Origin of the sequence: Myxococcus sp. MISCRS1, from assembly GCF_026626605.1 — a bacterium.
GTDB classification, from domain to species: domain Bacteria; phylum Myxococcota; class Myxococcia; order Myxococcales; family Myxococcaceae; genus Myxococcus; species Myxococcus fulvus.
Genome location: NZ_JAPNKB010000001.1, coordinates 8,984,165 through 9,008,345 on the forward strand (window position 1 = coordinate 8,984,165; position 24,181 = coordinate 9,008,345).

Annotated in this window: 19 protein-coding genes; 11 read left to right on the forward strand and 8 right to left on the reverse strand. The window is 69.4% G+C overall.

All coding sequences use genetic code 11. The features are described from left to right. Positions 1–545 precede the first annotated feature (545 nt). The 3 genes from OWM54_RS36115 (at position 546) to OWM54_RS36125 (ending at position 6,145) form a co-directional block, all read left to right on the forward strand. On the forward strand, positions 546–3,428 hold the full coding sequence (locus tag OWM54_RS36115; protein ID WP_267700345.1) for a serine/threonine protein kinase: 2,883 nt from the start codon (positions 546–548) through the stop codon (positions 3,426–3,428). A 99-nt stretch (positions 3,429–3,527) separates the two neighbouring features. Further along, positions 3,528–4,898 (forward strand): KamA family radical SAM protein, encoded by a 1,371-nt coding sequence (locus OWM54_RS36120; RefSeq protein WP_141327821.1) that lies wholly within the window; start codon positions 3,528–3,530, stop codon positions 4,896–4,898. Beyond that, positions 4,898–6,145, forward strand: coding sequence for a KamA family radical SAM protein (locus OWM54_RS36125; protein ID WP_223751715.1), 1,248 nt, complete (start codon positions 4,898–4,900; stop codon positions 6,143–6,145). Before OWM54_RS36120 ends, OWM54_RS36125 begins: the two co-directional genes overlap by 1 nt. 36 nt (positions 6,146–6,181) lie before the next feature. Here OWM54_RS36125 and OWM54_RS36130 read toward each other — a convergent pair whose 3' ends face one another. The 3 genes from OWM54_RS36130 to OWM54_RS36140 all read right to left on the reverse strand — a co-directional run bounded on the left by OWM54_RS36130 (position 6,182) and on the right by OWM54_RS36140 (position 8,434). Further along, positions 6,182–6,898, reverse strand: coding sequence for a hypothetical protein (locus OWM54_RS36130; protein ID WP_223751711.1), 717 nt, complete (start codon positions 6,896–6,898; stop codon positions 6,182–6,184). A 139-nt stretch (positions 6,899–7,037) separates the two neighbouring features. Continuing rightward, positions 7,038–7,373, reverse strand: coding sequence for a hypothetical protein (locus OWM54_RS36135; RefSeq protein WP_223751710.1), 336 nt, complete (start codon positions 7,371–7,373; stop codon positions 7,038–7,040). 455 nt (positions 7,374–7,828) lie between these two features. Further along, positions 7,829–8,434 carry a hypothetical protein gene (locus tag OWM54_RS36140; RefSeq protein ID WP_267700346.1) on the reverse strand — a complete coding sequence of 202 codons (606 nt, stop codon included), beginning with the start codon at positions 8,432–8,434 and terminating at the stop codon, positions 7,829–7,831. A gap of 368 nt (positions 8,435–8,802) precedes the next feature. Here OWM54_RS36140 and OWM54_RS36145 point away from each other — a divergent pair, with 368 nt between their 5' ends. From OWM54_RS36145 to secF, 6 genes are all read left to right on the forward strand, one after another. Continuing rightward, positions 8,803–9,573, forward strand: a complete 771-nt coding sequence (locus OWM54_RS36145) for a SpoIID/LytB domain-containing protein (protein ID WP_267700347.1) — start codon at positions 8,803–8,805, stop codon at positions 9,571–9,573. Positions 9,574–9,633: 60 nt separating this feature from the next. Then, positions 9,634–10,719, forward strand: a complete 1,086-nt coding sequence (queA, locus tag OWM54_RS36150; RefSeq protein ID WP_267700348.1) for a tRNA preQ1(34) S-adenosylmethionine ribosyltransferase-isomerase QueA — start codon at positions 9,634–9,636, stop codon at positions 10,717–10,719. A 5-nt stretch (positions 10,720–10,724) separates the two neighbouring features. Then, on the forward strand, positions 10,725–11,930 hold the full coding sequence (gene tgt, locus OWM54_RS36155) for a tRNA guanosine(34) transglycosylase Tgt (RefSeq protein ID WP_141327825.1): 1,206 nt from the start codon (positions 10,725–10,727) through the stop codon (positions 11,928–11,930). A 143-nt stretch (positions 11,931–12,073) separates the two neighbouring features. After that, positions 12,074–12,433: a preprotein translocase subunit YajC gene (gene yajC, locus OWM54_RS36160; RefSeq protein ID WP_141327827.1), complete on the forward strand. Its 360-nt coding sequence runs from the start codon at positions 12,074–12,076 to the stop codon at positions 12,431–12,433. Between the two features lie 2 nt (positions 12,434–12,435). Further along, a complete protein-coding gene (gene secD, locus OWM54_RS36165) occupies positions 12,436–14,208 on the forward strand; it encodes a protein translocase subunit SecD (RefSeq protein ID WP_248546495.1) in 1,773 nt (590 codons plus the stop codon). Between the two features lie 24 nt (positions 14,209–14,232). Beyond that, positions 14,233–15,381 carry a protein translocase subunit SecF gene (secF, locus tag OWM54_RS36170; protein WP_223785415.1) on the forward strand — a complete coding sequence of 383 codons (1,149 nt, stop codon included), beginning with the start codon at positions 14,233–14,235 and terminating at the stop codon, positions 15,379–15,381. A 104-nt stretch (positions 15,382–15,485) separates the two neighbouring features. Here the strand turns inward: secF and OWM54_RS36175 are convergent, their stop codons facing one another. Beyond that, positions 15,486–16,085 carry an outer membrane beta-barrel protein gene (locus tag OWM54_RS36175; RefSeq protein ID WP_223751706.1) on the reverse strand — a complete coding sequence of 200 codons (600 nt, stop codon included), beginning with the start codon at positions 16,083–16,085 and terminating at the stop codon, positions 15,486–15,488. 227 nt (positions 16,086–16,312) lie between these two features. Here OWM54_RS36175 and recJ point away from each other — a divergent pair, with 227 nt between their 5' ends. After that, positions 16,313–18,028: a single-stranded-DNA-specific exonuclease RecJ gene (gene recJ, locus OWM54_RS36180; RefSeq protein ID WP_267700350.1), complete on the forward strand. Its 1,716-nt coding sequence runs from the start codon at positions 16,313–16,315 to the stop codon at positions 18,026–18,028. 57 nt (positions 18,029–18,085) lie between these two features. Here the strand turns inward: recJ and OWM54_RS36185 are convergent, their stop codons facing one another. The 3 genes from OWM54_RS36185 to OWM54_RS36195 form a co-directional block, all read right to left on the reverse strand. Beyond that, a complete protein-coding gene (locus OWM54_RS36185) occupies positions 18,086–18,325 on the reverse strand; it encodes a YHS domain-containing protein (protein ID WP_046714783.1) in 240 nt (79 codons plus the stop codon). A gap of 186 nt (positions 18,326–18,511) precedes the next feature. Next, the gene (locus OWM54_RS36190; RefSeq protein ID WP_141327837.1) at positions 18,512–19,294 is read right to left on the reverse strand and encodes a hypothetical protein; all 783 of its coding nucleotides are present in this window, start codon (positions 19,292–19,294) and stop codon (positions 18,512–18,514) included. Next, the gene (locus tag OWM54_RS36195; protein ID WP_223785413.1) at positions 19,294–20,577 is read right to left on the reverse strand and encodes a hypothetical protein; all 1,284 of its coding nucleotides are present in this window, start codon (positions 20,575–20,577) and stop codon (positions 19,294–19,296) included. The genes OWM54_RS36190 and OWM54_RS36195 overlap by 1 nt, the downstream gene beginning before the upstream one ends. 322 nt (positions 20,578–20,899) lie before the next feature. Between OWM54_RS36195 and aspS the strand changes: the two genes are divergently transcribed. Then, positions 20,900–22,717: an aspartate--tRNA ligase gene (gene aspS / locus OWM54_RS36200; protein WP_223751704.1), complete on the forward strand. Its 1,818-nt coding sequence runs from the start codon at positions 20,900–20,902 to the stop codon at positions 22,715–22,717. 3 nt (positions 22,718–22,720) lie between these two features. Here the strand turns inward: aspS and OWM54_RS36205 are convergent, their stop codons facing one another. Beyond that, positions 22,721–24,127 carry a PLP-dependent aminotransferase family protein gene (locus tag OWM54_RS36205; protein ID WP_267700351.1) on the reverse strand — a complete coding sequence of 469 codons (1,407 nt, stop codon included), beginning with the start codon at positions 24,125–24,127 and terminating at the stop codon, positions 22,721–22,723. Positions 24,128–24,181: the final 54 nt, after the last annotated feature.

Genomic DNA, 24,181 nt, shown 5'->3' on the forward strand with positions numbered 1-24,181 from the left:
GGACCTGCAGGCCTGGGGAAGCGCGGCGTGCCCAACGCGGCCTGCGTGGCTGTCCTGCTCAGCGCCGGACCCCATGCCTTCGTACACGAAGCCCTCGTTGCGCGCCTGTTCGTCATCGCGCGGACGGCCGGCGAGCTCGACCGCGTCAATGGCGCCACTCGGCTCCCTGAGCGACTCCGCGCGCCGCTTCGCTGCCCCGGCGCGCGTCGAAGGGCTTCGGCCGACACCGTTTCTCCCGCAGGAATCCGGCGGGAGTCGCCGTCGCGGCGCCATCGGTTCAAGCACCGGGCGGGGTGGGATCAGCGCGGCCGATGTGGGGCGTTTGCCGGGAGCGCATCAGGTCCTGTCCGACAGACGACGCTGCGCCTGGTCCCCACGCTGCCTCCGAGTGGCCTCTGAACCCCTCAACCTTCTGAATTCGTTCGGCTTTTGGGGCTGCCGAGGTGTTTGACTCGCTATCTGTGCAGAACTAGAGTCCCACTTCTCCGCCCGGTCTGCGCTCCGCCTGCCGCGGTGCTCACCCCGGCCTCGGACCGCTCCACGAGATGAAGAAGCCGACCCTTTTTGGGAAGTACCTGCTCCTCGAGCGCATCAACGTCGGCGGCATGGCCGAGGTGTTCATCGCGAAGGCCTTCGGCGTCGAGGGCTTCGAGCGCATCCTCGCCATCAAGAAGATCCTCCCCACGATGGCGGAGGACGAAGAGTTCATCACGATGTTCATCGACGAGGCGCGGATCAGCGTTCAGCTGAACCACGCCAACATCGTGCACATCCACGAGCTCGGGAAGCACGACGACACCTACTTCATCGCCATGGAGTACGTGGCGGGTCGCGACGTGCGGACCATCCTGGAGCGGTACCGGCGGCGCAAGGAGATCATGCCCACCGCCCAGGCGGTGTTCATCGCCTCCAAGTTGTGTGACGGCCTGGACTACGCCCACCGCAAGAAGGACGCGCGCGGCCAGGACCTCCACATCATCCACCGCGATGTGTCGCCGCAGAACGTCCTCATCTCGTACGAGGGCGAGGTCAAGGTCATCGACTTCGGCATCGCCAAGGCGGCCAACCGCTCGCAGAAGACGCAGGCCGGCATCCTCAAGGGCAAGTTCGGCTACATGAGCCCGGAGCAGGTCCGGGGCATGCCCATCGACCGGCGCAGCGACATCTTCGCCGTCGGCGTGCTGCTCTACGAGATGCTCACCGGCGAGAAGCTCTTCGTCGGCGAGTCGGACTTCTCCACCCTGGAGAAGGTGCGCAACGCGGACGTCCCGCTGCCGCGCGAGTTCAACCCGAACATCCCCCCGGGGCTCGAGAAGGTCGTCCTCAAGGCGCTCGCCCGCGAGCCGGAGGAGCGCTACCAGTGGGGCTCCGACCTCGCCGAGGACCTGATGCGCTTCCTCCTCGCGGGGGATGCCATCTACTCGTCGAAGCATCTGTCCTCCTACATGAAGGAGGCCTTCGCCGAGGACATGCTCCGCGAGGCGGAGAAGATGGAGCGGTTCGCGGGCATCGAGCGCCCGGACCAGATCGAGACCTCGGGCATCACCGTCCCGCCTCCCGCGCAGGTTCGCGGCACCAAGCAGCGCCCTCCGCCGGCGGTGGTGGTGACCGGCTCTCCCGCGGGGCGTGCCCCGACGGCGCCGGGCCATCCAGCCCCTGGCTACATCCCGCCTCCCTCCGCCGAGGAGCTGGAGGAGATGGGCGTCGGCGCGGGCGACAAGACGCAGATCGTCGACTCGACCCAGACCTTCATGTCGCCGGAGACGCGCGTCGCCGAGAGCAGCGTGCTCGTCGACGACAGCATCACGGGACGGTCCGAGAACCCCACGCTCCAGGGCAGCGGCACCGCGTCCGCCTATCCGTCGCGTGAGCCCGAGCCCTCGATGCGCAAGGGCAAGAGCGGGCCCAAGGCCCAGGTGGTCATCGCCAGCGAGGACGGCGAGGCCTACTCCGGCGCGACGATGATTGGCCCGGCGCCGACGGCTCCGCCCTCGCGCTCGAGGCCGATGGAGGACGAGCCGCCCGAGGAGACGACGGGCAACATCACCGTCGCCCAGAACGGGCGAGGGGGCCGTGGCGGTCAGCGCGGCTCGCAGCAGCCCCACGACACCGGCGCCTTCGATGCGCCCCAGGACGAGGGCTACGACCACCAGGACGGCTACGGTCAGCACGACGACGGCGCCTACGCCGACGACCACCAGGACCCCGAAGAGGTCACCGGTTCCCAGGCGCCCGCGCCCGTGGCGAACAAGGGCGGGAAGGGGAAGGCCAAGCCCGTTCAGCCCACGAAGGCCAAGCCCAAGGCGAAGGGCTCCGGCAAGGGGCAGCCGCCGCTCCTGCAGACGCTCGCGAACCTGCCCAAGCCGGTGCTCTTCGGTTCCGCGGCGGGCATCGTCGCCGTGTTGATTCTGCTCCTGGCGCTCGTGATGAGCGGCTCGGGGGGAGAGCAGGTCATCTTCTCCGTGACGCCCCAGGTGGGCGCGTCCGTCACGGTGAACAACCAGGCCGTCGAGCCGAACACCGTCCTGGCCCTCCCCGCCGGTGACTACGAGGTCATCGCCAGCGCTCCGGGACACAAGTCCGAGCGGAAGTTCGTGAAGGTCGTCGAGGGCACGCCGCTCGCCGAGTCCTTCAGCCTGGTGCCCGATGCAGTCGAGCCTCCTCAGGACGAGCCTCCCCCGAACAAGCCCGTCGAGGTGGCCGAGCGCCCCGCGACGCCCCCGGAGAACAACCCGGGAACGGTCGTGGACCCGGGCCAGCCCGGCACGCCTCCAGCCCAGCCTGGGACGGAGTCTCCGAGCGATGCGAAGCCGGGCACCGACTCGCCGACGGAGACGGTGAAGGTGGAGCCTCCTCCCAGCACGCCCACGGCCCCCGTGGAGCCGCCCGCGCCCAAGAAGCTCGCGGCGGTGTTCGAGGGCGCCGACGGCGCGGAGATCTCCGTGAATGGCAGCCGGGTGGGGCTCACGCCCGACGCGCGGATGGCCAACCTGGAGGCGGGCAAGACCTACCAGTTCACGGCGAAGCTCGCGGGTTACAAGCCCTACTCGGGCAAGTTCGTCGCCAAGGGAGAGGGGGACGAGCTGACCGTTCCGTTCCAGCTCGTGAAGGAGGAGGCTCCTCGGCCCCCCAAGCCCGTGGTACAGGCCGACCCGCCGCCGACTCCGAGGCCGCAGCCGCCCAAGCCGCCTCCGGCGTCCAAGGCCACGGGGACGCTGGCGTGCAGCACCAAGCCCGCGGGCGCGGAGATCTTCGTCGACGGAAAGAAGACTGGCCGACAGACGCCGGTGACCCTCGGCAGCCCCCTGGTCCTGCCGGTGGGCAAGCGGAAGATCACCTTCAAACTCAATGGCAAGACGAGCAAGCCTTTCGTTGTCTCCATCGCGGAAGGCAAGATGGAGAAGCTCGTCAACGTCGCCATCGAGTGAGGAGTCGGGCAGGCTGCGCGTCGTCGAATTGTTGAATGAACCGGTGCCGGGCGCGGTATGACGCCCGGCCCGCGACGCCACACGCTGAGGGAATGCGCCATGACCACGACGCCCATCCGGGGCAAGACCGAGGCCGGTCCTGCCCAGCAGCCTTTTTCCTATCCGCTCCGCCGTGAGTTCGTCGAACCCGACTGGAAGCGCATCCCCGGGTACAAGGACGTCACCCAGGCGGAGTGGGAGAGCTCCGTCTGGCAGCGCAAGCACACCGTCAAGAACCTGAAGGAGCTCAAGGCGACGCTCGGCGCGCTGCTCCCGGATGACCTGGCGGAGAGCCTGGAGCGGGATCAGCGCGAGCGCGCGACGATGTCCATCCTCGTGCCCCCGCAGATGCTCAACACGATGGACTTCCAGGACCTCTGGAAGGACCCCGTGCGCCGCTACATGCTGCCGGCCTTCGCGGACCGCCTGACGGACTGGCCCAACCACCCGAAGGCCAGCCGCGACAGCCTCCACGAGCAGGACATGTGGGTCGTCGAGGGGCTGACGCACCGCTATCCGACCAAGGTGCTCGCGGAGATGCTGCCCACGTGTCCCCAGTACTGTGGACACTGTACCCGCATGGACCTGGTGGGCAACGACGTGCCCCAGGTCAGCAAACACAAATTCTCGATAGGCCCCAAAGATCGCTACGAGCAGATGCTCGAGTACCTGCGTCGCACGCCGACGGTGCGCGACGTGGTGGTGTCCGGCGGCGACATCGCGAACCTGCCCATCCAGCAGCTCGAGCCGTTCGTCAGCTCGCTGATGGACATCCCGAACATCCGGGACATCCGTCTGGCCAGCAAGGGCCTGATGGCCATTCCCCAGCACTTCCTGCAGGACTCGGTGCTGGCGGGGCTGGACCGGCTGGCGAAGAAGGCGGTGGAGCGGGGCGTGGACCTGGCGCTGCACACGCACGTCAACAACGCCTCGCAGCTCACGCCGCTGGTGGGCAAGGCGGTGCGAAAGCTGTTGGACATGGGCTTCCGCGACGTGCGCAACCAGGGCGTGTTGCTGCGCGGGGTGAACGACAGCGCGCAGTCGCTGCTCGAGCTGTGCTTCACGCTGCTCGACCACGCGAAGATCCTGCCGTACTACTTCTACATGTGCGACATGATCCCCAACAGCGAGCACTGGCGGCTGTCGGTGGACCAGGCGCAGCGGCTGCAGCACGACATCATGGGCTACATGCCGGGCTTCGCCACGCCGCGCATCGTCTGTGACGTGCCCTTCGTCGGCAAGCGCTGGGTCCATCAGATCGCCGAGTACGACCGCGAGCGCGGCATCTCGTACTGGACCAAGAACTACCGCACGGGCATCGAGGCGAACGACCCCGAGGCCCTCAACCGGAAGTACGAGTACTTCGACCCCATCGACTCGCTGCCCGAGGCGGGCCAGGCCTGGTGGCGGGAACAGACGAAGGCGGCGTGATGGATTCCTCCGCGTGGGTGGTGCCCCCGTCGCCGGAGCCTCGCTCCGAGCGGACCTCGTTGAGCTCCGAGGGGCGCCGTCGCCTGTTCCCCCAGGCCACCGACGCGGAGTGGGCCGACTGGCGTTGGCATCAGCGGCATGCGGTGCGCGGGCTGGAGCAGCTCGAGCGCTACGTGCCGCTGACCGCCGATGAGCGCGCGGGCGTCCAGGAGACGGCCTCGCTGTTCCGCATCGGCATCAGCCCGTACTACCTGTCGCTCATCGACCCGGAGCATCCGTTCTGCCCGGTGCGCATGCAGTCCATCCCCGTGCGCGCCGAGGCGCGCGTGCGTCCCGGCGAGCTGGAGGACCCGCTCGGCGAGGACAAGACGCGGCCGGAGGAGTGCATCGTCCACAAGTATCCGGACCGGGTGCTGTTCCTGGCGCTGGATACGTGCTCGGTCTACTGCCGTCACTGCACGCGCAGGCGCATCACCCAGGGCGGCGTGGCGGAGCTGTCCAAGGACCAGATGCGGCGGGGCATCGACTACGTGCGCCGTCACCCCGAGGTGCGCGACGTCCTCATCTCCGGCGGAGACCCGTTCCTGCTCAGCGAGCAGCGGCTGGAGGAGCTGCTCGCGCCGTTGAGCGAGATTCCCCACGTGGAGATGATTCGCATCGGCACCCGGGTCCCCGTGGTGCTGCCCATGCGCGTCACCGACTCCCTGGCGAGCCTGCTGCGCCGCTACGCGCCCGTCTTCGTCGTCACCCACTTCAACCACCCGAAGGAAGTGACGCCCGAGGCTCGCGAGGCCTGTGAGCGACTGGTGGACCACGGCGTGCCCGTGGAGAACCAGGCCGTGTTGATGCGGCAGCTCAACTCGGACGCGCGCATCATCAAGGAGCTGTCACACCTGCTGCTGCGCACGCGCGTGCGCCCGTACTACCTGCACCAGATGGACGTGGCGGAAGGCTGCGAGCACCTGCGCACGCCCATCGCCAAGGGGCTGGAGATCATCCAGCAGCTGCGGGGGCACACCACGGGGCTCGCCGTGCCGCACCTCGCGGTGGACCTGCCGGGCGGCGGCGGCAAGGTGACGCTCCAGCCGGACTACGTCGTCGAGCGCAACGAGCGCGAGACGGTGTTCCGCAACTTCAAGGGCGAGCGTTACGCCTATCCGGAGCCCGAGGAGACCGACTGCGCCTGTCCGTATGACGAGACGTGGCGCGAGCGGGCCCAGCAGTTCGGCTACCACCGGAAGGGCTGAAGCCCGGGCCTCGGCCCAGGCTCCGTGGGACGACGCTCAGTCGTCCCTCGACTTCTTCTTCCGGACGAACTTCTTCTTCGCCTTGGACGACTCGGAGCTGGCGCGGCGCACGGCCTTCTTCGCCGGCTTCGCGTCGCCGTCGCCCATCACCTCCACCTGCACGTTGTCCTCGGCCGACGCGGCGGCATCGGCGCCCACCGCGCCTCCACCCTCGCCCTCGGCGGTCTCCACGCCTTCACCGTTCTCGCCGCCCGCCTCGTCCTCGACGGGGATGCCAATCTCGACCTCGGGGCCATCGCCTCCGGAGGACTCCAGCTCGACGGGGTTCTCGTTGTCGAAGCCCTTCTGGACGGAGACCTCCTTCTCCTCGCTGGCCTTCGCCGCGGCGGCCTGGCGGGCCGCGGCCGCCTTGGCCTGGTCTTCCAGACGCTGGGCCTCGACCTTGGCGCGCTCGTTGCCCTCCGGCCCCATCTTCGCGGTGAAGCGCTCGTACTCCTTCGCGCTGACGCCGTGCTTCTCCATCACCGCGGCGGTGACGGCGGCCTGCTTGCGGCTGGCCTGTCCGCGCTCCTCGTTGCTCATCTCCGAGGGCTTGCGGTTGCCGAACTCCTCATCCACCTGCTTCATCGCCGCCGCTTCGTCCCGGCGGATCTGCGCCACCTTCTCGGGAGTCATCTCGCCCCCTTCTTGCGCTCCAGCACCGCCCGGAACGACGAGCAGGGCAGCGATGAGCATGGAGATGGGGCGGGACATGACGCGGCTCCTCGATGTTGGAAACAAGGGCATCTAAGCACGGCCATCCACCGGCGTGCACCGGTTGCGTTCCTGCTGGAGAACAGTGTGGCGACGGGGGCGAATCCCGTGAAGCCCCGGCGGGCGCGCGCCGGTGGGCTCAGCCATTGCGGCAGCTCGTACAGCCGTCCCGGGCGCTGGAGCACTGCTCCCGACCCTCGGCGCAGCGCGGGGGCAGGTCATCGCGGTCCGCGTGACGGTCCACCAGGGCGCAGAGCTCCTCGGAGACCTCGCACGTCTGTGTCGCCGCGGCGCAGCGCTGGTCGCACGTCAGGTCGTCTTCCGCGGTCCGCACCCGCAACTCCTCGAGTCGCGCGGCGGCGCCATCGATGGCCGCGTCGTCATCTCCCGCGACGCGCGTGTCCACGTTGCGCGCGCAGCCAGCCAGGAGGGACGTGAGGACGACCAGGGGCAGGGCGAAGGAGAGGGCACTCATGGATTCCCCTTACGCGCCGGGTTGCCCCGTCGTCCAGCGCCCCAGGCTCCCAATGTCGGCCGATGACCGGCGCTCCGGCGCTGTCTGTTGCGCGCGCCCGACGGTGCGGAGTCTTTGCTCGGTCCGTGGAGAAGCGGCCTGAAGTTGTCGAAGCGCGAAACCCCCAGCCACGGTGGCCGCCGCGCTGGGCTGTTGTCCCATGCCAGGCGCGGCGGTCCATCGGCGGCGGATAGGCGCTCCGGTGGGACTGTCAGGTGCGTCGGCGAAGCCAGGGGCAGCGCCTCCCACGAGGCGGCCCGTCGGAGGAGTCACTGCACCGCTGCGCTGGGCTGACGTCCCATGGACGCCGAAGGTCGGGATGGCGCCCCCCGCTTCGCGAGGTGCCTGGTGTGTTCGTCCACGCGGCCAGGGGCGAGGCGGCACGTGCAGGGCGATGCCCCCGTGCTCTCGAATGCTCAGGGGCGCCCCGAGTCCGGCGCCGTGGGCTGTGGCGCCGTGCTGGGGCGACGCGCGGGCTCCTCGGGACGCGACAGGTACAGATAGGCCGTCAGCGCCAGCAGGGCCATGACGGCGAGCCTGCGCAGCCAGTCCTCACGACGCCGCTGGGGCGATGCCTGGTCCTCCCGCGTCGCGGCCTCGAGCCCCGCCGTCACGTCGCCGCTCAGCGCGCGCAGCCTGCGACACGCCTCCACCACGGGCACCAGGCCCGCGGGGACCGGGGCGGCCTCGCGCTCCAGCGCCGCCGCGAGCATCCTCGCCCAGGCGGATTCCTCCTCCGCCGTCGCGGGCTCCCGGGCCCCGGGGAAGACATTCCGCGTCAACGACACGGCCGCCCGAAGGAGCATCACCGACAGCGCCTCGTCCGTGACGCCATAGAAGCGCGCGCAGTCGCCCAGGGACGCCCCCGTCACGAGTCGACGGGTGAGGACGGCGGCGGAGCGGGGCTCCATCTCTCGCAGGGCCCGGACGAAGGCCTGGGGGGGAGGTCGGGAAGGGGAGGACTCGGGAGGTGTCACGTGGCCGCCATCCTCGCCCATCCACTGGTCGTTTTCTTGAGGCACGTGGCCACCCTCCTACACTCCCAGGCCATGTTGCGACCTGTTGCACTCCTCCTGCTCCTGCTCGCCGCTCCACGTTCGCTCGCCGTGGAGACCCTGCGCATCGCCATCGAGGACACGGGGAGTGAGGTGCGCATCCGGGGACAGGGCCTCGGCTTCGGCGCGGACAGCGAGGAGGCCACCTACGTCTCCATCCCCTCGGAGGTCGCCATCGTCCGACGCAAGGCCGGCAAGCTCGAGGTCAACGGCGCGCCGGTGCTCGGGGACTCGGTGCGCTTCCGCGCCGGCTTGAGCACCTCCGAGGACGCGGGGACGATTCCCGGGAGCAGCCCATCAAGGCCGGCAACACCCAGGTGCGCGGCGATGTCGTCGTGCGCCCGCTGCGCGAGGGCCTGCAGCTCATCAACGTCATCCCCCTGGAGGACTACCTGGCCGCGGTGCTCGGCAGCGAGATGCCCGTGTCCTTCCCGCCCGAGGCCCTCAAGGCCCAGGCCGTGGCCGCTCGCACCTACGCGTTGCAGAAGAAGCTGGATGCCTACAGCAACGCGTTTCATCTGGGCAGCAGCGTGCTCCACCAGGTGTACGGCGGCGTCAACCGCGAGGACCCGCGCACCCGCGCCGCCGTGGACGCCACCCGGGGGCAGGTGCTCACCTACGAGCTCGCGCCCATCGAGGCCTACTTCCACGCCTCCTGCGGCGGCCGCACCGAGTCCGGCCAGGATGCCCTCCACCGGGACTTGCCCTACCTGCAGCCCGTCGACTGCCCGTGCGGCCGGCTGCCCGCGAGCCGCTGGTCCGCCTCCATGTCGGACGCCGAGATCAAGGCGGCGCTCAAGCGGCCCGCCCAGGGCATGAAAATCACCGCCCGCACGTCCACCCGCCGCGTCACGCGCGTCACCCTGGGGGACGGCAGCTCGGTGGACGGCGTGGAGCTGCGGCGGAGGCTCGGCTACACCCGGCTCAAGAGCCTCGATTTCGAGGTGGAACGGACCGACCAGGGCTACCAGTTCTCCGGACGCGGCTATGGCCACGGGGCCGGGCTCTGCCAGTGGGGCGCCAAGGCGCTCGCCGACAAGGGCAGGGGGTACCTGGAAATCCTCACCCACTACTACCCCGGCGCCGAGCTGCAGCAGCTCTACTGAGGCCCCCGGCGTCGGCGCGCTTTCCGTGGCGGCGTGGGGGCTGCTACAAGCGCCAACCCCGTGTCGTCCCGCCTCTCAGACTACGACTTCGAGCTCCCCGAGTCCCAGATTGCCCAGGCGCCGCTCCCCCAGCGCGACGCCTCGCGGCTGATGCACGTGCGCCGCGCCTCGGGCGACGTGAGCCACCGCCAGTTCTCCGACGTGCTGGAGCTGCTCGGCCCCGGAGACCTGCTCGTCCTCAATGACGCCCGCGTCATCCCCGCGCGCCTGCTGGGCCAGAAGGCTGGCTCCGGAGGCCGCGTGGAGCTGCTGGTGGTGCGTCCGGCCGCCTCCACGCTCACCTCCGCCGCGCTCGGTGGTGCCCCCGAGTCGCTCGACTGGCTCTGCCTGGGACAGGCCTCCAAGGGCCTCAAGCCCGGCCAGCGCCTCACGTTCGCCAGCGGCCTGGAGGCCGAGGTGCTCGAGGTCCTGGGGGGCGGGGAGTACCGCGTGCGCTTCCACGCGCCGCCCGGTGCGTCGCTGGCCTCGCTGCTCGACGCCGCGGGCCGCCTGCCATTGCCGCCCTACATCACCCGCGAGCCCGACGCCGCGGACGCCGAGCGCTACCAGACGGTGTACGCCAAGGCCTCCGGCGCCGTGGCCGCGCCCACCGCCGGCCTGCACTTCACCCAGGACACCCTGGCCGCGCTCGAGGCCCGCGGGGTGCGCCGCGCCCTGGTGACGCTGGACGTGGGGCCCGGCACCTTCCTCCCCGTGCGCGAGGAGGAGCTGGACAAGCACCACATGCACCCCGAGCGCTACACCGTGCCCGAGTCCACCGCGCGCGAGGTGAACGCGGCGAAGGCGGAAGGCCGGCGCGTGGTGGCCGTGGGGACCACCGTGGTGCGCACGCTGGAGTCCGCCACCGACGCGGCGACGGGCCAGCTGCGCGAGGGCCCCGGCGAGACGACGCTCTTCATCCGTCCGGGCTTCACCTTCCGCCAGGTGGACGCGCTGTTGACGAACTTCCACCTGCCGCGCTCCACGCTGGTGGTGCTCGTCAGCGCCTTGTTGGGCCGGGAACGCACCCTCGCCGCGTATTCAGAGGCGGTGCGCGCGGGATATCGATTCTTCAGCTACGGCGACGCCATGCTGGTGTCGGAGTGAGTGTCATGGGTGAGCAGCACGAGCAGGACGCGGGCACGCCGCGCGAGAAGGGCGACACGCGGGTGGCGCCGGGCATGGTGAAGTTCGAGCTGCTCCACGAGGACGCGTCCGGCACCAAGGCCCGCCGCGGACGGCTCAATACGCCCCACGGCCCCATCGAGACGCCCATCTTCATGCCCGTGGGCACCGTGGGCAGCGTCAAGGGCGTGGGCCCGGACGACCTGCTCGCCATGGACGCGCAGATCATCCTCGGCAACACGTACCACCTGATGCTGCGCCCCGGTGAGGCGCTGGTGGGCGAGATGGGCGGCCTGCACCAGTTCGTCTCCTGGAACCGGCCCATGCTCACCGACAGCGGCGGCTTCCAGGTCTTCAGCCTGTCGGAGAAGCGGAAGATCACCGAGGAGGGCGCCGCCTTCCAGTCCCACCTCGACGGCGCGCGTCACTTCCTCACGCCCGAGCGCTCCATCGACATCCAGGAGACGCTGGGCGCGGACGTCATCATGGCGTTCGACGAGTGCCCACCCTCCACCGCCGAGCGCTCCTACCTGGAGAAGTCCCTGGCGCGCACCACCCGCTGGCTGCACCGGTGTGAGAAGGCGTGGACCCGGGGGCGCTCGTCGCTCTTCGGCATCGTCCAGGGCGGCCTGCACGAGGATTTGCGCAAGCGCCACGCCGAGGAGGTGTGCGCGGTGGACCTGCCCGGCTACGCGCTGGGCGGCTACTCGGTGGGCGAGGCCCCCGAGGCCATGCACGCGGGCGTGGCGTACTCCGCGCCGCTGCTCCCCCGGGACAAGCCCCGCTACCTCATGGGCGTGGGCACCCCGGTGGACCTGGTGACGTGCGTGGAGCACGGGGTGGACATGTTCGATTGCGTGCTGCCGACGCGTTGTGCACGCAACGGCCTGCTCTTCACCTCGGAGGGCAAGCTCACCATCCGCAACGCGGCGTTCGCCAAGGACCCCAGGCCGGTGGACCCTGAGTGCTCCTGCTACACCTGCCGCAACTTCAGCAGGGCCTACCTGCGCCACCTGTTCGCGGCGGGGGAGATCCTCGCCATGCGCCTGAACACCCTGCACAACCTCCATTACTTCCTGGGGTTGATGGCCCAGGTGCGCCGGGCCATCGCGGAGGACCGCTACGCCGCCTTCGCCCGGGACTTCCGCGAGCGGGCGCGGGCCCAGGAGGCCGAGCGGACCCGTGGCCGCTGAGCGGGCGGTTGGGATGTCGGGGTTCCCGCGTTCACTTGCTCACATGGGGACCCCTTGCTAAGAGGGCCCCCTTTCAGGATGGGTTCCTCGATTAGCGTGGGGGGTCCCCCATCCCAAGCCTTCCACAACCGACGAGGCAGTCTGTGGCTGAGAGCTTTTTGATGCTGGCGCAGGCCGGGGGCGGCGGGACGAGCCCGCTGAACACCCTGGCTCTGCTCGTGGGATTGGTCGCGATCATGTACTTCGTGATGATCCGCCCACAGCAGAAGCAGATGAAGGAGCACCGCAACCTGCTCACTTCGCTCAAGAAGGGCGATGAGGTGGTCACCGCGGGCGGCATGCTCGGGAAGATCCACCAGGTGGACGAGCGGACCGTGACGGTGGAGGTCGCGAGCGGTGTGCGCATTCGCATCCTGAAGACGTCCATCAGTGCCAAGGGCACGGTGGCCGAGGGCGCGCAGGCGGGGGCGCCGACCGAAGAGAAGAAGAAGGAGGAGAAGTAAAAATGGACCGCGGCTGGTGGTGGAAGTTCGGACTGATTGTCGCGGTGACGCTGGGGACCCTCTGGTTCCTGATTCCGACGTATTACACGCTGGTGGTCATGGATCGTGACCAGCGCAACAACCTGGCGCTTCTCGAGGAGAAGCTGCCGGCGTGGGCGCCCCCCGCGAAGTACCGGCTCAACCTGGGCCTGGACCTTCAGGGCGGCATCCACATGGTGATGCGCGTGGACACCAAGACGGCGCTCCAGAAGCGGACCGAGCGCCGAGGCCAGCAGATCGCCACGTACGTCGCCGACAAGAAGCTCGGCGAGGTCACGGCGGATACGGACCCGGAGAAGCTCCAGCTCACCTTGACGGCGAAGGACCCGGCGACGATGGACGCCATCGAGAAGGACGTCCTGGCGACCTTCGGCGACTTCAAGCGGGTCAGCCGCGACGGCGCGACGCTCGTGCTGTCGCCCGACGACACGCAGGTGAACCGCTTCCGTGAGGAAGCGGTGGACCAGGCGATGCTCGTCATCCGCCGCCGCATCGACAAGTGGGGCGTGGCCGAAGTGGACGTGCGAAAGCTCGGCACCGACTCCATCCAGATTTCGCTGCCCGGTCGCAGCAACCCGGAGCAGGCCAAGGAGCTGGTGGGTACCACCGCGCAGCTCGAGTTCCGGATGGTGGACGACACCAACCCGCAGTTCTTCGCGCAGATGCTCCAGACGACGCCGCCGCCCGCGGGCAGCGACATCACCGTGACGGACGAGGGGGGCTTCGCGCAGTTGCAGAGCGCCTCGCGCGAGGCGCTGCTCGAGTACACCAAGGACAAGGTTCCGGAGAACCGCCAGGTGGTCACCGAGTGCATCGCGAACCCGCTGAAGAAGAACGAGTGCTCCTCGTACCGCACGTACCTGCTGGACAAGAACGTCCCGCTCACGGGTGAGAGCCTGGCGGGCGCGGACGCGTCCGTGAACCAGATGAACGAGCCGGAGGTGAACATCGCGTTCGACCCGGCCGGCGCGCGCGAGTTCGAGAAGCTGACCGAGGCGGGCGTGGGCCGCCGGATGGCCATCGTGCTGGACGACAACGTCCACACCGCGCCGAACATCAACGAGAAGATCGGCGGCGGCCGCGCGCGCATCACCATGGGCCGCATGGGTGCTCGCACCCGCGACGAGTGGCTGGGCGAGGCGCAGACGCTGGCGCTGGTGCTCAAGGCGGGCGCGCTGCCCGCGCCGGTGACGGTGGGTGAGATTCGTCAGGTGGGCGCGAGCCTGGGTGACGAGCTCATCAAGAAGGGCGGCCTGGCCGTGGTCCTGGGCCTGGGCCTGGTGGTGCTCTTCATGGCGCTCTACTACCGCAGGGCGGGGCTCATCGCGGACGTGGCCCTCATCCTCAACGGTCTGCTCATCCTGGCGGGGTTGGCGTTCTTCAACGCGACACTGACACTGCCTGGTATCGCGGGGTTCGTGCTGACGCTGGGCATCGCGGTGGATGCCAACGTGCTCATCAACGAGCGCATCCGCGAGGAGCTGTCCCACGGGAAGACGGCGAAGGCGGCGGTGGACCAGGGGTATGATCGTGCCTTCTGGACCATCTTCGACGCGCACGTGACGGCGCTCATCGCCGGCTTCATCCTGTTCTTCACGGGAACGGGGCCGGTGCGAGGCTTCGCCACCACGATGATCATCGGGCTCTTGGCCTCGCTGTTCACGTCCATCATGGTCACGCGCGTGCTGATGACCTACTTCGTCCACGGCCGTAATGCGCAGTCGGTGTCCGTCTGACCGGCGGGAGCCCGGGAAACTGCCATGCAGATCCTCAAGAACAAGACCAACATCGACTTCATCGGCAAGCGCAAGCCGGCCGTGTTCATCTCCACCCTCATCAACCTCGCCATCCTGGTGGGCATTGCCACGGTGGGGTTCAACTACGGCGTGGACTTCGCGGGCGGCACGGTGGTCGAGCTGAAGTTCGACCACCCCGTCTCCGCGGCCGAGGTGCGTGAGCGCGCGGAGAAGGGTGGTCTGCACGACGTGAGCGTGCAGAACATCGGCAGCGCCTCCGAGAACGCGTTCCTCCTGCGCATGGGCGGCGTCACGCAGCTCAACGAGGAGAACGCGGACAAGGCCAAGGCGGCCATCGAGGGCCTGGGGAGCGTGAAGAACGTCTACGCGGACCTGGCCAACGGCATCATCAACTTCCGCTCCTCGACGCCGCTGACGGCGGAGGCCATCAAGGCGGCGGTGGAGAAGTCCGGCACCGGCGTGCAGGAGGTCCGCGTCCTGGGCGAGAACCAGGGCGGCACGGGCGTCGACTACCAGGTCGTCGCCAGCGGCATGGCGGACAAGGTGTTCGGCGCGCTGAGCGCGGGCCTGGAGAAGCCGGACTTCGAGCAGCGCCGCGTGGACTACGTCGGTCCGCAGGTGGGCAAGCAGCTGCGCAACCGCGGCGTCATGGCGCTGCTGTACTCCATGGTGGCCATCCTCATCTACGTGGCGTTCCGGTTCGACTTCAAGTTCGGCCCCGGCGCGCTCCTGGCCATGCTCCACGACGTCATCATGGTGGCGGGCTACTATCTGGTGAGCCGCCGCGAGTTCAACCTCACGGCCATCGCCGCGCTCTTGACCATCGTCGGCTACTCGGTGAACGACACCATCGTCATCTACGACCGCATCCGTGAGGACATGGCCAAGTTCAAGGGCAAGCCGTTCGCGGAGGTCATCAACATCGCCATCAACGACACCCTGGGCCGCACCATCCTCACCGCCGGCACCACGGCGCTGTCGCTCATCGGTCTGCTCATCTTCGGCGTGGGTGAGATCTTCGACTTCGCCATGGCCATGCTGGTGGGCATCGTGGTGGGCACCTACTCGTCCGTGTTCATCGCCAGCCCAGTGACCATCTGGCTGGACGAGCGCGCCGCGGCGAAGGAAGCCCGCGTCACCGCGCCGGCCTGAGGCCGCGCGGGCCCTGCTGGGGCCGCGTGACACGAAAGAGGGCCCTGCGCTTCCGGAGGTTCGGAAGTTCAGGGCCCTCGGTGTTTCTGGTGCGGGACGTCGCGCTAGAAGCGCGCGCCCAGCGTCACGGAGGCGTCGAAGAGGCCGCCGTCGGAGTCCTCCACCGCGCCGTTGGCGAAGCCCGCGTCGTCAATCAGCAGGCGGTAGGTGGCCCGGAGGCCCGCGGTGAGCGCGCCGCTGTTGAACTCCAGGCCCGCGGCGAGCGGCACCTCTTCCATGGTGTCGTTGTCGTAGAAGCCGCCGCCGGTGCCGCGCACGTCCACGTACGTCAGGCCGAAGCCCGCGCCGACGAAGGGCCGCACCGCGGTGAGCATGGGCGGGGAGAGCTTCACGAGCGCGCTGCCACCCTGGCGGACGATGGACGGGCCGTCGTCGAGGATGCGCACGTCGTTGATGCCGTTCTGCGAGCCCTCGTAGCCGAGCTCGAACCCCAGGAACGTGGTGGGCTGCACGTTGAGTGAGAGACCCCACGACGGACCGGTGCTCGTCAGATCTCCCAGGTTGCCCGTGTAGTCGCCCAGGCCGCCCTTCAGGAACACGTTGACGTCACCGCGCTTGCCCGCTTTGCGCTCCTGCGCGGAGGCCGTGCCCGCAGCGAGAATCGCGAGCGCCAGCGCGCCAACCTGGATACCCCTTGAAAACATGCGTCCTCCCTATCAGGTGGTGTGCACTCAAGCTGTGCACCGGGCGCACGGCGCGCCTCCCACCGGCAGGCAACGGAGCAAGCGCATGCCTGAACGCGTGAGCAGGAAGGGAAATGTCGTGCCCCAGGTTGGACTTTCCTCGTCAGACGTCTGAGGTACTGTCTCGCGTGTCAAGATTTCGTCCCGGCCACGGAGGAGTTCCGTGCGCCGAGGAGGGGAGCTCGCGAGTGCGGTGGTTGCTTCCAGACGTGGTCGAGGAGGAGGTGGGGTCGCTCGCTGGGGAGCTGTCGCTCCATCCGCTCGCGGCGAGGGTGCTCCTGCACCGGGGATACCGGACGCCGGAGTCGGCCTCGGCGTTCCTGTCGGACCGGTTGGCGGACCTGCCGGACCCCTTCCGGATGAAGGGCATGGCGGCGGGCGTGGAGCGGCTGGTGCGCGCGCTGCACAAGCGCGAGAAGGTGACGCTGTACGGTGACTACGACGTGGATGGGGTGTGCTCCACGTCGCTCCTGTTCCTGTTCCTGCGCGAGCTGGGCATGTCGCAGCTCGCCACGTACATCCCCCACCGGCTGGATGAGGGCTACGGCCTGAACCTGGGCGCGGTGGAGCGCATCGCCGGGGACGGGACGCGGGTGCTGGTGACGCTGGACTGCGGAATCACGTCCGTGGCCGAAATCACCCGCGCGAAGGAGCTGGGGCTGGACGTGGTGGTGGTGGACCACCACACGGTGCCGCCCACGCTGCCCCCCGCGGTGGCGGTGCTCAACCCGCACCAGCCCGGCTGCGAGTACCCCACCAAGGCGCTGTGCGCGGCGGGCGTGGCCTTCAACTTCTGCATGGGGCTGCGCAAGCGGCTGCGCGACGACGGCTACTTCGCCACGCGCAAGGAGCCCAACCTCAAGGCGCTGATGGACCTGGTGGCGCTGGCCACGGTGGCGGACGTGGTGCCGCTCACCGGCGCCAACCGCATCCTCGTCACCCACGGCCTGCAGGAGCTCACCGCCGCGCGTCGTCCCGGCGTGCGCGCGCTGAAGGAGGTGGCGGGGATGGACCCGGACACCCCCATCACCGCCGGGCAGGTGGGCTTCCGGCTGGGGCCTCGCATCAACGCCGCGGGTCGGCTGCATGACGCGTCGCTGGGCCTGCAGCTGCTCTGCTCGGAGTCGCTCGAGTCGGCGCGCGCGCTGGCGTCGGTCCTGGACCGGGCCAACGCGGAGCGCCAGGGCATCGAGAGCACCATCCTCACGCAGGCGCTGGCCCAGGCGGAGGAGCGCAAGGACGCGCGCGGCTTCGTGCTCTACGACGAGGGCTGGCACCCGGGCGTCATCGGCATCGTCGCCTCGCGCGTGGTGGAGCGCTACCACCGGCCCACCGTCATGGTGGGTGTGAAGGACGGGGTGGGGAAGGGCTCGGCGCGCAGCATCGAGGCGTTCCACCTGTTCGACGCGCTCAGCGGCTGCTCGGAGCTGCTCACCAAGTTCGGCGGACACAAGCACGCCGCGGGCCTCACCATCGACGCGGACAAGCTGCCCGCGCTGCGCGAGGCCTTCGAGAAGATTGCCCTCCAGCGCCTGTCCCCCGAGGACCTCATCCCCCGCTGCCGCGTGGACGCGGTGGTGAGCCCCCGGGAGCTGGACGCCACGGCGGTGGAGGCGCTCCAGCGGCTGGGGCCCTTCGGTCAGGGCAACCCGGAGCCCGTGCTGGTGCTGCGCCACCAGGTGGCCCGTCCGCGCGTGCTGCCGGCCAAGTCCGCGGGCAGCCACGGCCACCTCAAGCTCGCCCTCCTGGACGCGCCGGAGCTGGACGCCATCGGCTTCGGCATGGCGGACCGCGTGCGGCTGGTGGAGGGGCCGGTGGACCTGGCCTTCCAGGCCGGCTTCGACACCTTCCGGGGCCAGCGCAAGCTGTCGCTGCGCCTCAAGGACGTGCGCGTCGCCGCTTGAGCCCTTGGCTTGTGAGGCGGGCCCTCGCGGGTGTCGCGCGGGCCCGCGGGTGTCACCTCAGGCAAGGCCCCAGCGCACCCGGCCGGGCGTCATCAGCGCGCCCACGCGGGCCAGCTCGTTGAGACGGAAGCGCTCCGCCTGACGCTCGAAGGTGTGGCGACACCGCTCCGAGCAGAAGAAGTACCGGCGCTTCTTGTACTCCGAGGAGGGCTGGCCCTCCGGCGTCTCCAGCTGCTTGCCGCACACCGGATCCCAGTGCTTGCCCTGGCCCTGCGTCTGTCCCTGCACGCCTGTCATTCCTCGCCTCCCCGCGCCGCCCTGAGGGCTCTACGCCCACACCCGACGGTGGACACAAGCAGGGGATATGCCAACCCCCAACTCCTCGGAATGCCGAGGGGCGGGGGAACGCACGGTGGGCAGGAGGTGGAAAAACTTCCACTCGGCCGCGCCCGCGTGGGAGCGAGCGCGGCCGGGAAGTGTTCTTCAGAAGGCGATGCCGGCGCTGCCGCCCAGGAAGAAGTCGTTGAGGTAGCCCCGGCGGAAGCCCATGGCCTCCAGGCGCAGGGACAGCCTCATGTTGCTGTCGCCGAACACGCGGGGACGTCCGCGCAGGCCCAGGCCGTACTGGATGACGGGCTTGATTCCGTTCACCTTCGTCTCGGCGGTGTCGATGGTGATGGACGTGGCCTGGTAGGCGATGCCGCCGCCCACCTGCCCGAACACACCGAAGTCCGACTTGCCGAACTTGAACTCGTAGGCGGGGGCGAGGGTGAAGTAGTGCTGGCTGGAGCGGCCCTTCAGGAACCGGGTGCCGTCGCTCTGGCTGCCGTACGTCCAGCGCAGGTCCGCCCAGAGCGCCTCGCGCAAGGGCTCGATGTCGAGGATGCGGCCGTACTCCCAGGTCGCGCGGATGCCCAGGCCGAGCACGGGCTCGGCGAAGCGGCCTCGCGACGAGTCGAGCAGCAGCGCGCCGGCGAGCAGCTCCGCGGCGAAGCCCTTGTTGGGGTCGTCGATGCCGGCGAGCCGCTTGAAGTCGCCGTCCTCGCCCTCCTGCTCGGAGATGTCGCGGAACTCCTCCACCTGGTCCGCGTTGCGGCGGCGGCGCTCGTAGGCCTCCTCCTCGTCGAGCTGCTCCTGGGTGGGGCCCGGCTCGTCCTCCGGATAGGCGTACGGGTCGTCATCGGTCTGCGCGTGGGCGGCGGGCGCGACGAGCAGGCCGCCCAGCAGGCAGCGGGTGAGCCAGGTCTTCACGGTGGCGGTTCTCATCAGTCTTCGCTCAGGCGGGGGCAGGTGGTGCCGCCCGCGGCGCTGGGCGGGCAGAGGTTGGGATTGGTGGTGCCGACGAGCAGATCCCGGGGAATCTGCAGGTGGTCCATCACCTCGTTGCAGACGGCCTCCTTCAGGCGCAGGTCCGTGATGTGGGTGATGATGGGAGTCACCGCCACGGCGAGCGTGAACTTGGTCTGGTCCGACAGGTACTGACGGGTGAGCTGCAGGATGCCCGGCGTGGTCGTGGACTCGTCGTTGTACGCCGTGACGATGGAGCGCAGCAGGATGTCGCGCTGCCCGGTGGCCTCGCCCGCCTGGTACAGGGCGCTCGCGAGGATGGTGCCCACGCGGTAGTAGTTCTCGAACTGGTTCAGGTTGGCGCTGAGCAGCGTGTCGCGCAGGTTCTCGTCGATGCAGCGGTCCGAGCGGGCCAGGTCGCGCTCGTCGGCGACGGCGCCGTACTGGCCCTCGAAGGACGTGGAGAGGAAGCGCGTGTCACAGCCGTTCTTGGAGCGGCAGGTGGCGCCGTAGGCGTGCAGGTCCGCCAGGCCCTCGTCCATGGACTTGAGGATGTTGGCGCCCGGGCTGGGGCCGCCGCCGTCGGACCACGTGCCCAGGGCCTGCGGGAAGGGGTTGCCGCCGTAGGCCTTCTGGTTGAAGACGCGGTGCGCGTACTCGTGGGTGGTGACGCCCGCGTTGATGGCGAGCGGCGCGCGCTGCAGCTCGTCGAAGGGCAGGATGAAGAAGGAGTCCATCGCCGAGAAGTACAAGGCGTTGTCCCGCAGGGGGTCCTTGTCGGTGGCGGGGGTGCGGAACTCGGGGAAGTAGTACGTCCTGGGGGGCTTCTTGAAGTCCGCGACCGGGATGTTGGTGACCTCGCGGAAGTAATCGAAGGCGCGCTCGAGGTTGTAATACGTCGTCACCATGTTCCAGGTGTGGAAGTCCGCCGGCCACAGGACGTCGCCCTGGGTGATGTAGCTGGCGGTGACGTCGCGGCCCTCGTCCTTGAGCAGGGCGTTGACGAAGGCCTCGGGGGTGGTGGCGCCGCCGAGGTCCGGGTCGTTGGGGTCCAGGACGATCCGCGCGCCGCCGTGCAGGTCGGCCACGCTGCCGCTGAGACCGACGATGTCGGAGACCGTCTTGAGCTCGACCTCCTCGGGGATGTACTGCCCGTTGCTGGAGAGCACCAGGGCGCGAATCTTGACCGGCGCGCTCGGGTCGGGCGCACAGCCGGCGGCCAGGCCGAGCACGGCGGTGGTGGCGATGACTGTTCGGAGCATGGGGCCGTTTTACTCCGGTCCGGGCGGAACGTGTATTCCCCTCCGGGTGCCAGCGGCGCGTGAGGGAGACGCGGGGTGTGGGCGCGCGGCCGGACAGGGCAGGGGGCCGAGCATCCTGGCCGCGGGGACGATGCCGTGGGGCCGTGAGGTTCTCCAGGCAGGTCGACGTCGGGCGGGCAGGGCTTTCCGGGGCCGTCAGGAACGCGCGTCAGGCGGCGACCGTCTGGGAGCTGTCAGGCCGGCGCGGACTCCTTGACGCATCGTTTCCACGCTCTTTATGGTGCCGCGCCTTTTCCCTCTACGCACAGCGCAGGCGGTCTTTATGGCGGTCCCGTTCATCTCCGAGGTCAAGCGTACCCACACCTGCGGCCAGCTCACGGCGCGCAATGTCGGCGAGGAGGTCGTCCTCTTCGGCTGGGTGCACAATCGACGCGACCATGGTGGCGCGGTCTTCATCGACCTGAGGGATCGCGACGGCTTGACGCAGGTGGTGTTCGAGCCGGACCACGCGGAGGCGCATGGCCTCGCGGGCAGCCTTCGGCTGGAGTACTGCATCGGCGTGCGCGGCAAGGTGGTGTCGCGCGGCAAGAACGTGAACCCGAAGATGAAGACGGGTGAAATCGAGGTCCAGGCGAGCGACCTGACCATCTTCAACCGCTCGGAGCCGACGCCGTTCCCGATCGAGGACTCCATCGACACGTCGGAGGAGAAGCGGCTGGCGCACCGCTACCTGGACCTGCGCCGCGCGCCGCTGCAGAAGTCGCTGCGCACGCGCTCGCAGATGAACGCGCTGACGCGGGCGTACATGGTGGACCAGGGCTTCCTGGAGCTGGAGACGCCGTTCATGGGCAAGTACACGCCCGGCGGCGCGCGCAACTTCCTGGTGCCCAGCCGGATGAACGCGGGCAAGTTCTACGCGCTGGCGGAGAGCCCGCAGCTCTACAAGCAGCTCTTCATGGTGGCGGGCTTCGACCGGTACTTCCAGATCGTGAAGTGCTTCCGTGACGAGGACCTGCGCGTGGACCGGCAGCCGGAGTTCACGCAGATCGACGTGGAGATGAGCTTCGTCAGCCAGGACGACATCTTCACCATCATCGAGGGGCTCATCAAGAAGCTGTGGGGCGAGGTGCTGGGCATCGACGTGCCCACGCCGTTCATGCGCATGGACTTCTACGAGTCCATGTCGAAGTACGGCAACGACAAGCCGGACCTGCGCTTCGGGCTGGAGCACACGGTGCTGACGGACCTGATTCGCGAGCACGGCGAGGCGGGCGGCGTGCCGATGATGTTCGAGGCGGTGCAGAACAAGGGCATCGTCAAGGCGATGGTCATCCCCGCGGACAAGGCGATGAGCCGCGCGGAGAGCGACAAGCTGGAGGAGTTCGCCAAGCAGGCGGGCGCCAAGGGCCTGGCGCGCGCGAAGGTGGCGGAGGGTGGCGAGTGGACGCAGTCGCCGCTGTCCAAGACGATCACGCCGGCGCTGCGCGCGGCCATCAACCAGGCGGTGGGCGCGAAGACGGGCGACCTCATCCTGTTCCAGTTCGGCAAGGAGGCGCTGGTCCACACGGTGATGGCGAACCTGCGCGTGCATGTCGCCAAGAAGCTGGGGCTGATTCCGGAGTACGGCAGCGGCGGCCAGTGGAAGTTCCTGTGGGTGGTGAACCCGCCGCTGTTCGAGCACGACGAGGAGACGAACACGTGGGTGGCGGCGCACCACGCCTTCACGCGGCCGCACGATGGCGACGTGCAATATCTTCTGACGGAGCCGGGCCGGGTGAAGTGCCACCGCTACGACGTGGTGCTCAACGGCTTCGAGATTGGCGGCGGCTCCATCCGTCTGCATGACCCGAAGGTGCAGGCGGAGGTCTTCAAGGCGCTGGGCATCGGTGACGAGGAGGCGCAGGCGAAGTTCGGCTTCCTGCTGGACGCGCTCAAGTACGGCGCGCCCCCGCACGGTGGCATCGCGCTGGGCATGGACCGGCTCGCCTTCCTGCTCACCGGCTCCGAGTCGCTGCGCGACGTGATTCCGTTCCCGAAGACGAAGACGGGCACGGACCTGATGACGGGCGCGCCGGGCGACGTGGACGACAAGCAGCTGCGCGAGCTGCATGTCCGTCCGGTGCCGCCGCCGCAGAAGTAGTCGTCAGACGATGGAGGCGAGGGGCTCCGGCCCTCCCTCCAGCGTGTCTTTCAGGCGCTGGAGGCCCTTCTCCAGCGCGGCGCGGGTGCGCGGTGCTCCCAGGCACACGCGCACCGCCGCCGGCGCGGTGGCGGGCCCCACGCTGAAGACCTCTGCGGGTGTCACGGAGACGCCGCGCCGCCGGGCCTGGGACGTGAAGGGCTCCGCCCGGAAGCCGCCGGGCAGCTCGAGCCACAGGTGATAGGTGACGTGGTTCGCGGGAATGCGTCGCAGCCTGTCTCCAAGGATTTCCTTCGCCAGCTCCAGTCGCTCCCGGGCCTCGCGTCGACGGCGGGTGACGAGCTCGTCCGCGGTGCCGTCGTTCACCCATCTCGCGGCGAGCTCGGCCGTGAGCGCGGGCGTCATGCGTGAGGCGAGCGCGGCCTCTTCCGCGAGGCGCTCCGTACCAGGGCCCTCGGGCGCCGCCAGGTAGCCGATGCGCAAGCCCGGGGCGAGCAGCTTGGAGACACCCGCGATGAACCAGCCGGACTCGGGCAGGAGCGCGCAGAGCGGGGGTGGGCGCTTGTCGAGCAGCAGCCCGTAGGCATCGTCCTCCACGACGGAGAGCCCGTGCTTGCGAGCCACGGCGGCGATGCGGCGGCGGCGCTCCTCGGACATGACGGCGCCGGTGGGGTTCTGGAGATTGGGCAGACAGAAGAGGACCTTCGCGCCGCCCCGGCACGCGGCCTCCAGGGCTTCGGGCACAAGTCCTTGCGCATCCATGGCCACGCCCTGCAGACGCAGGTGGAGGCGGCTGGCGAGCACCTTGAGGCCCGGATAGGTGAGGGCCTCGCAGAGCACCGTGTCGCCCGGGCGCGTGAGGACATTGAGCGCCACCTCCATCGCGTGCTGGCCACCGGAGCACACCATGACGCGCGCGGGGGACACGTCGAGGCCGAAGCGGGACACCCACTCGGCGCCGGCCTCGCGGTGCGCGAGGTGGCCCAGGTGCGGGGCGTACTCGAGCAGCTCCGCGACGCGGGACGAGCGTTGCAGTGCGTCCAGGGTCTTCGCGAATGCGGCGCTGGCCGGGTCCTTCGCTGGTGTGGCGGGCCAGTTGAGGCCCAGCTCCACCAGGGCGTCATCCCCTTCATCCGGTGCGGGGAAGGGCAGGTGGCGGGGCGTGTCGCGGTGGCGCACGAAGGTGCCTCGGCCCACCTCTCCGCCGATGAGGCCTCGGCGCTCCGCCTCCGCGTAGGCCCGAGTCACCGTGCCCACGGTGACGCCGACCTTCTCAGCGAGCTCCCGGTGGGTTGGCAGGCGTGTCCCCGGAGCGAGGCGGCCCTCCTCGATGTCCGCGCCGAGCGCATCCGCGATGACCCGGTACAGCGGACCCTCTCGGTCGCGGAGGTTGGGCGTCCAGATTGTCATGGTGACAATTCATACGGTTGACGGGCGGCTCCGCGCAATGCATCGATTGTGTCG

Coding starts and splice junctions, on each gene's coding strand:
- OWM54_RS36115 (WP_267700345.1), top strand. CDS start 546: ATGAAGAAGCCGACCCTTTTTGGGAAGTACCTGCTCCTCGAGCGCATC.
- OWM54_RS36120 (WP_141327821.1), top strand. CDS start 3,528: ATGACCACGACGCCCATCCGGGGCAAGACCGAGGCCGGTCCTGCCCAG.
- OWM54_RS36125 (WP_223751715.1), top strand. CDS start 4,898: ATGGATTCCTCCGCGTGGGTGGTGCCCCCGTCGCCGGAGCCTCGCTCC.
- OWM54_RS36130 (WP_223751711.1), bottom strand. CDS start 6,898: ATGTCCCGCCCCATCTCCATGCTCATCGCTGCCCTGCTCGTCGTTCCG.
- OWM54_RS36135 (WP_223751710.1), bottom strand. CDS start 7,373: ATGAGTGCCCTCTCCTTCGCCCTGCCCCTGGTCGTCCTCACGTCCCTC.
- tgt (WP_141327825.1), top strand. CDS start 10,725: ATGGGTGAGCAGCACGAGCAGGACGCGGGCACGCCGCGCGAGAAGGGC.
- secD (WP_248546495.1), top strand. CDS start 12,436: ATGGACCGCGGCTGGTGGTGGAAGTTCGGACTGATTGTCGCGGTGACG.
- secF (WP_223785415.1), top strand. CDS start 14,233: ATGCAGATCCTCAAGAACAAGACCAACATCGACTTCATCGGCAAGCGC.
- OWM54_RS36175 (WP_223751706.1), bottom strand. CDS start 16,085: ATGTTTTCAAGGGGTATCCAGGTTGGCGCGCTGGCGCTCGCGATTCTC.
- OWM54_RS36185 (WP_046714783.1), bottom strand. CDS start 18,325: ATGACAGGCGTGCAGGGACAGACGCAGGGCCAGGGCAAGCACTGGGAT.
- OWM54_RS36190 (WP_141327837.1), bottom strand. CDS start 19,294: ATGAGAACCGCCACCGTGAAGACCTGGCTCACCCGCTGCCTGCTGGGC.
- OWM54_RS36195 (WP_223785413.1), bottom strand. CDS start 20,577: ATGCTCCGAACAGTCATCGCCACCACCGCCGTGCTCGGCCTGGCCGCC.
- aspS (WP_223751704.1), top strand. CDS start 20,900: ATGGCGGTCCCGTTCATCTCCGAGGTCAAGCGTACCCACACCTGCGGC.
- OWM54_RS36205 (WP_267700351.1), bottom strand. CDS start 24,127: ATGACAATCTGGACGCCCAACCTCCGCGACCGAGAGGGTCCGCTGTAC.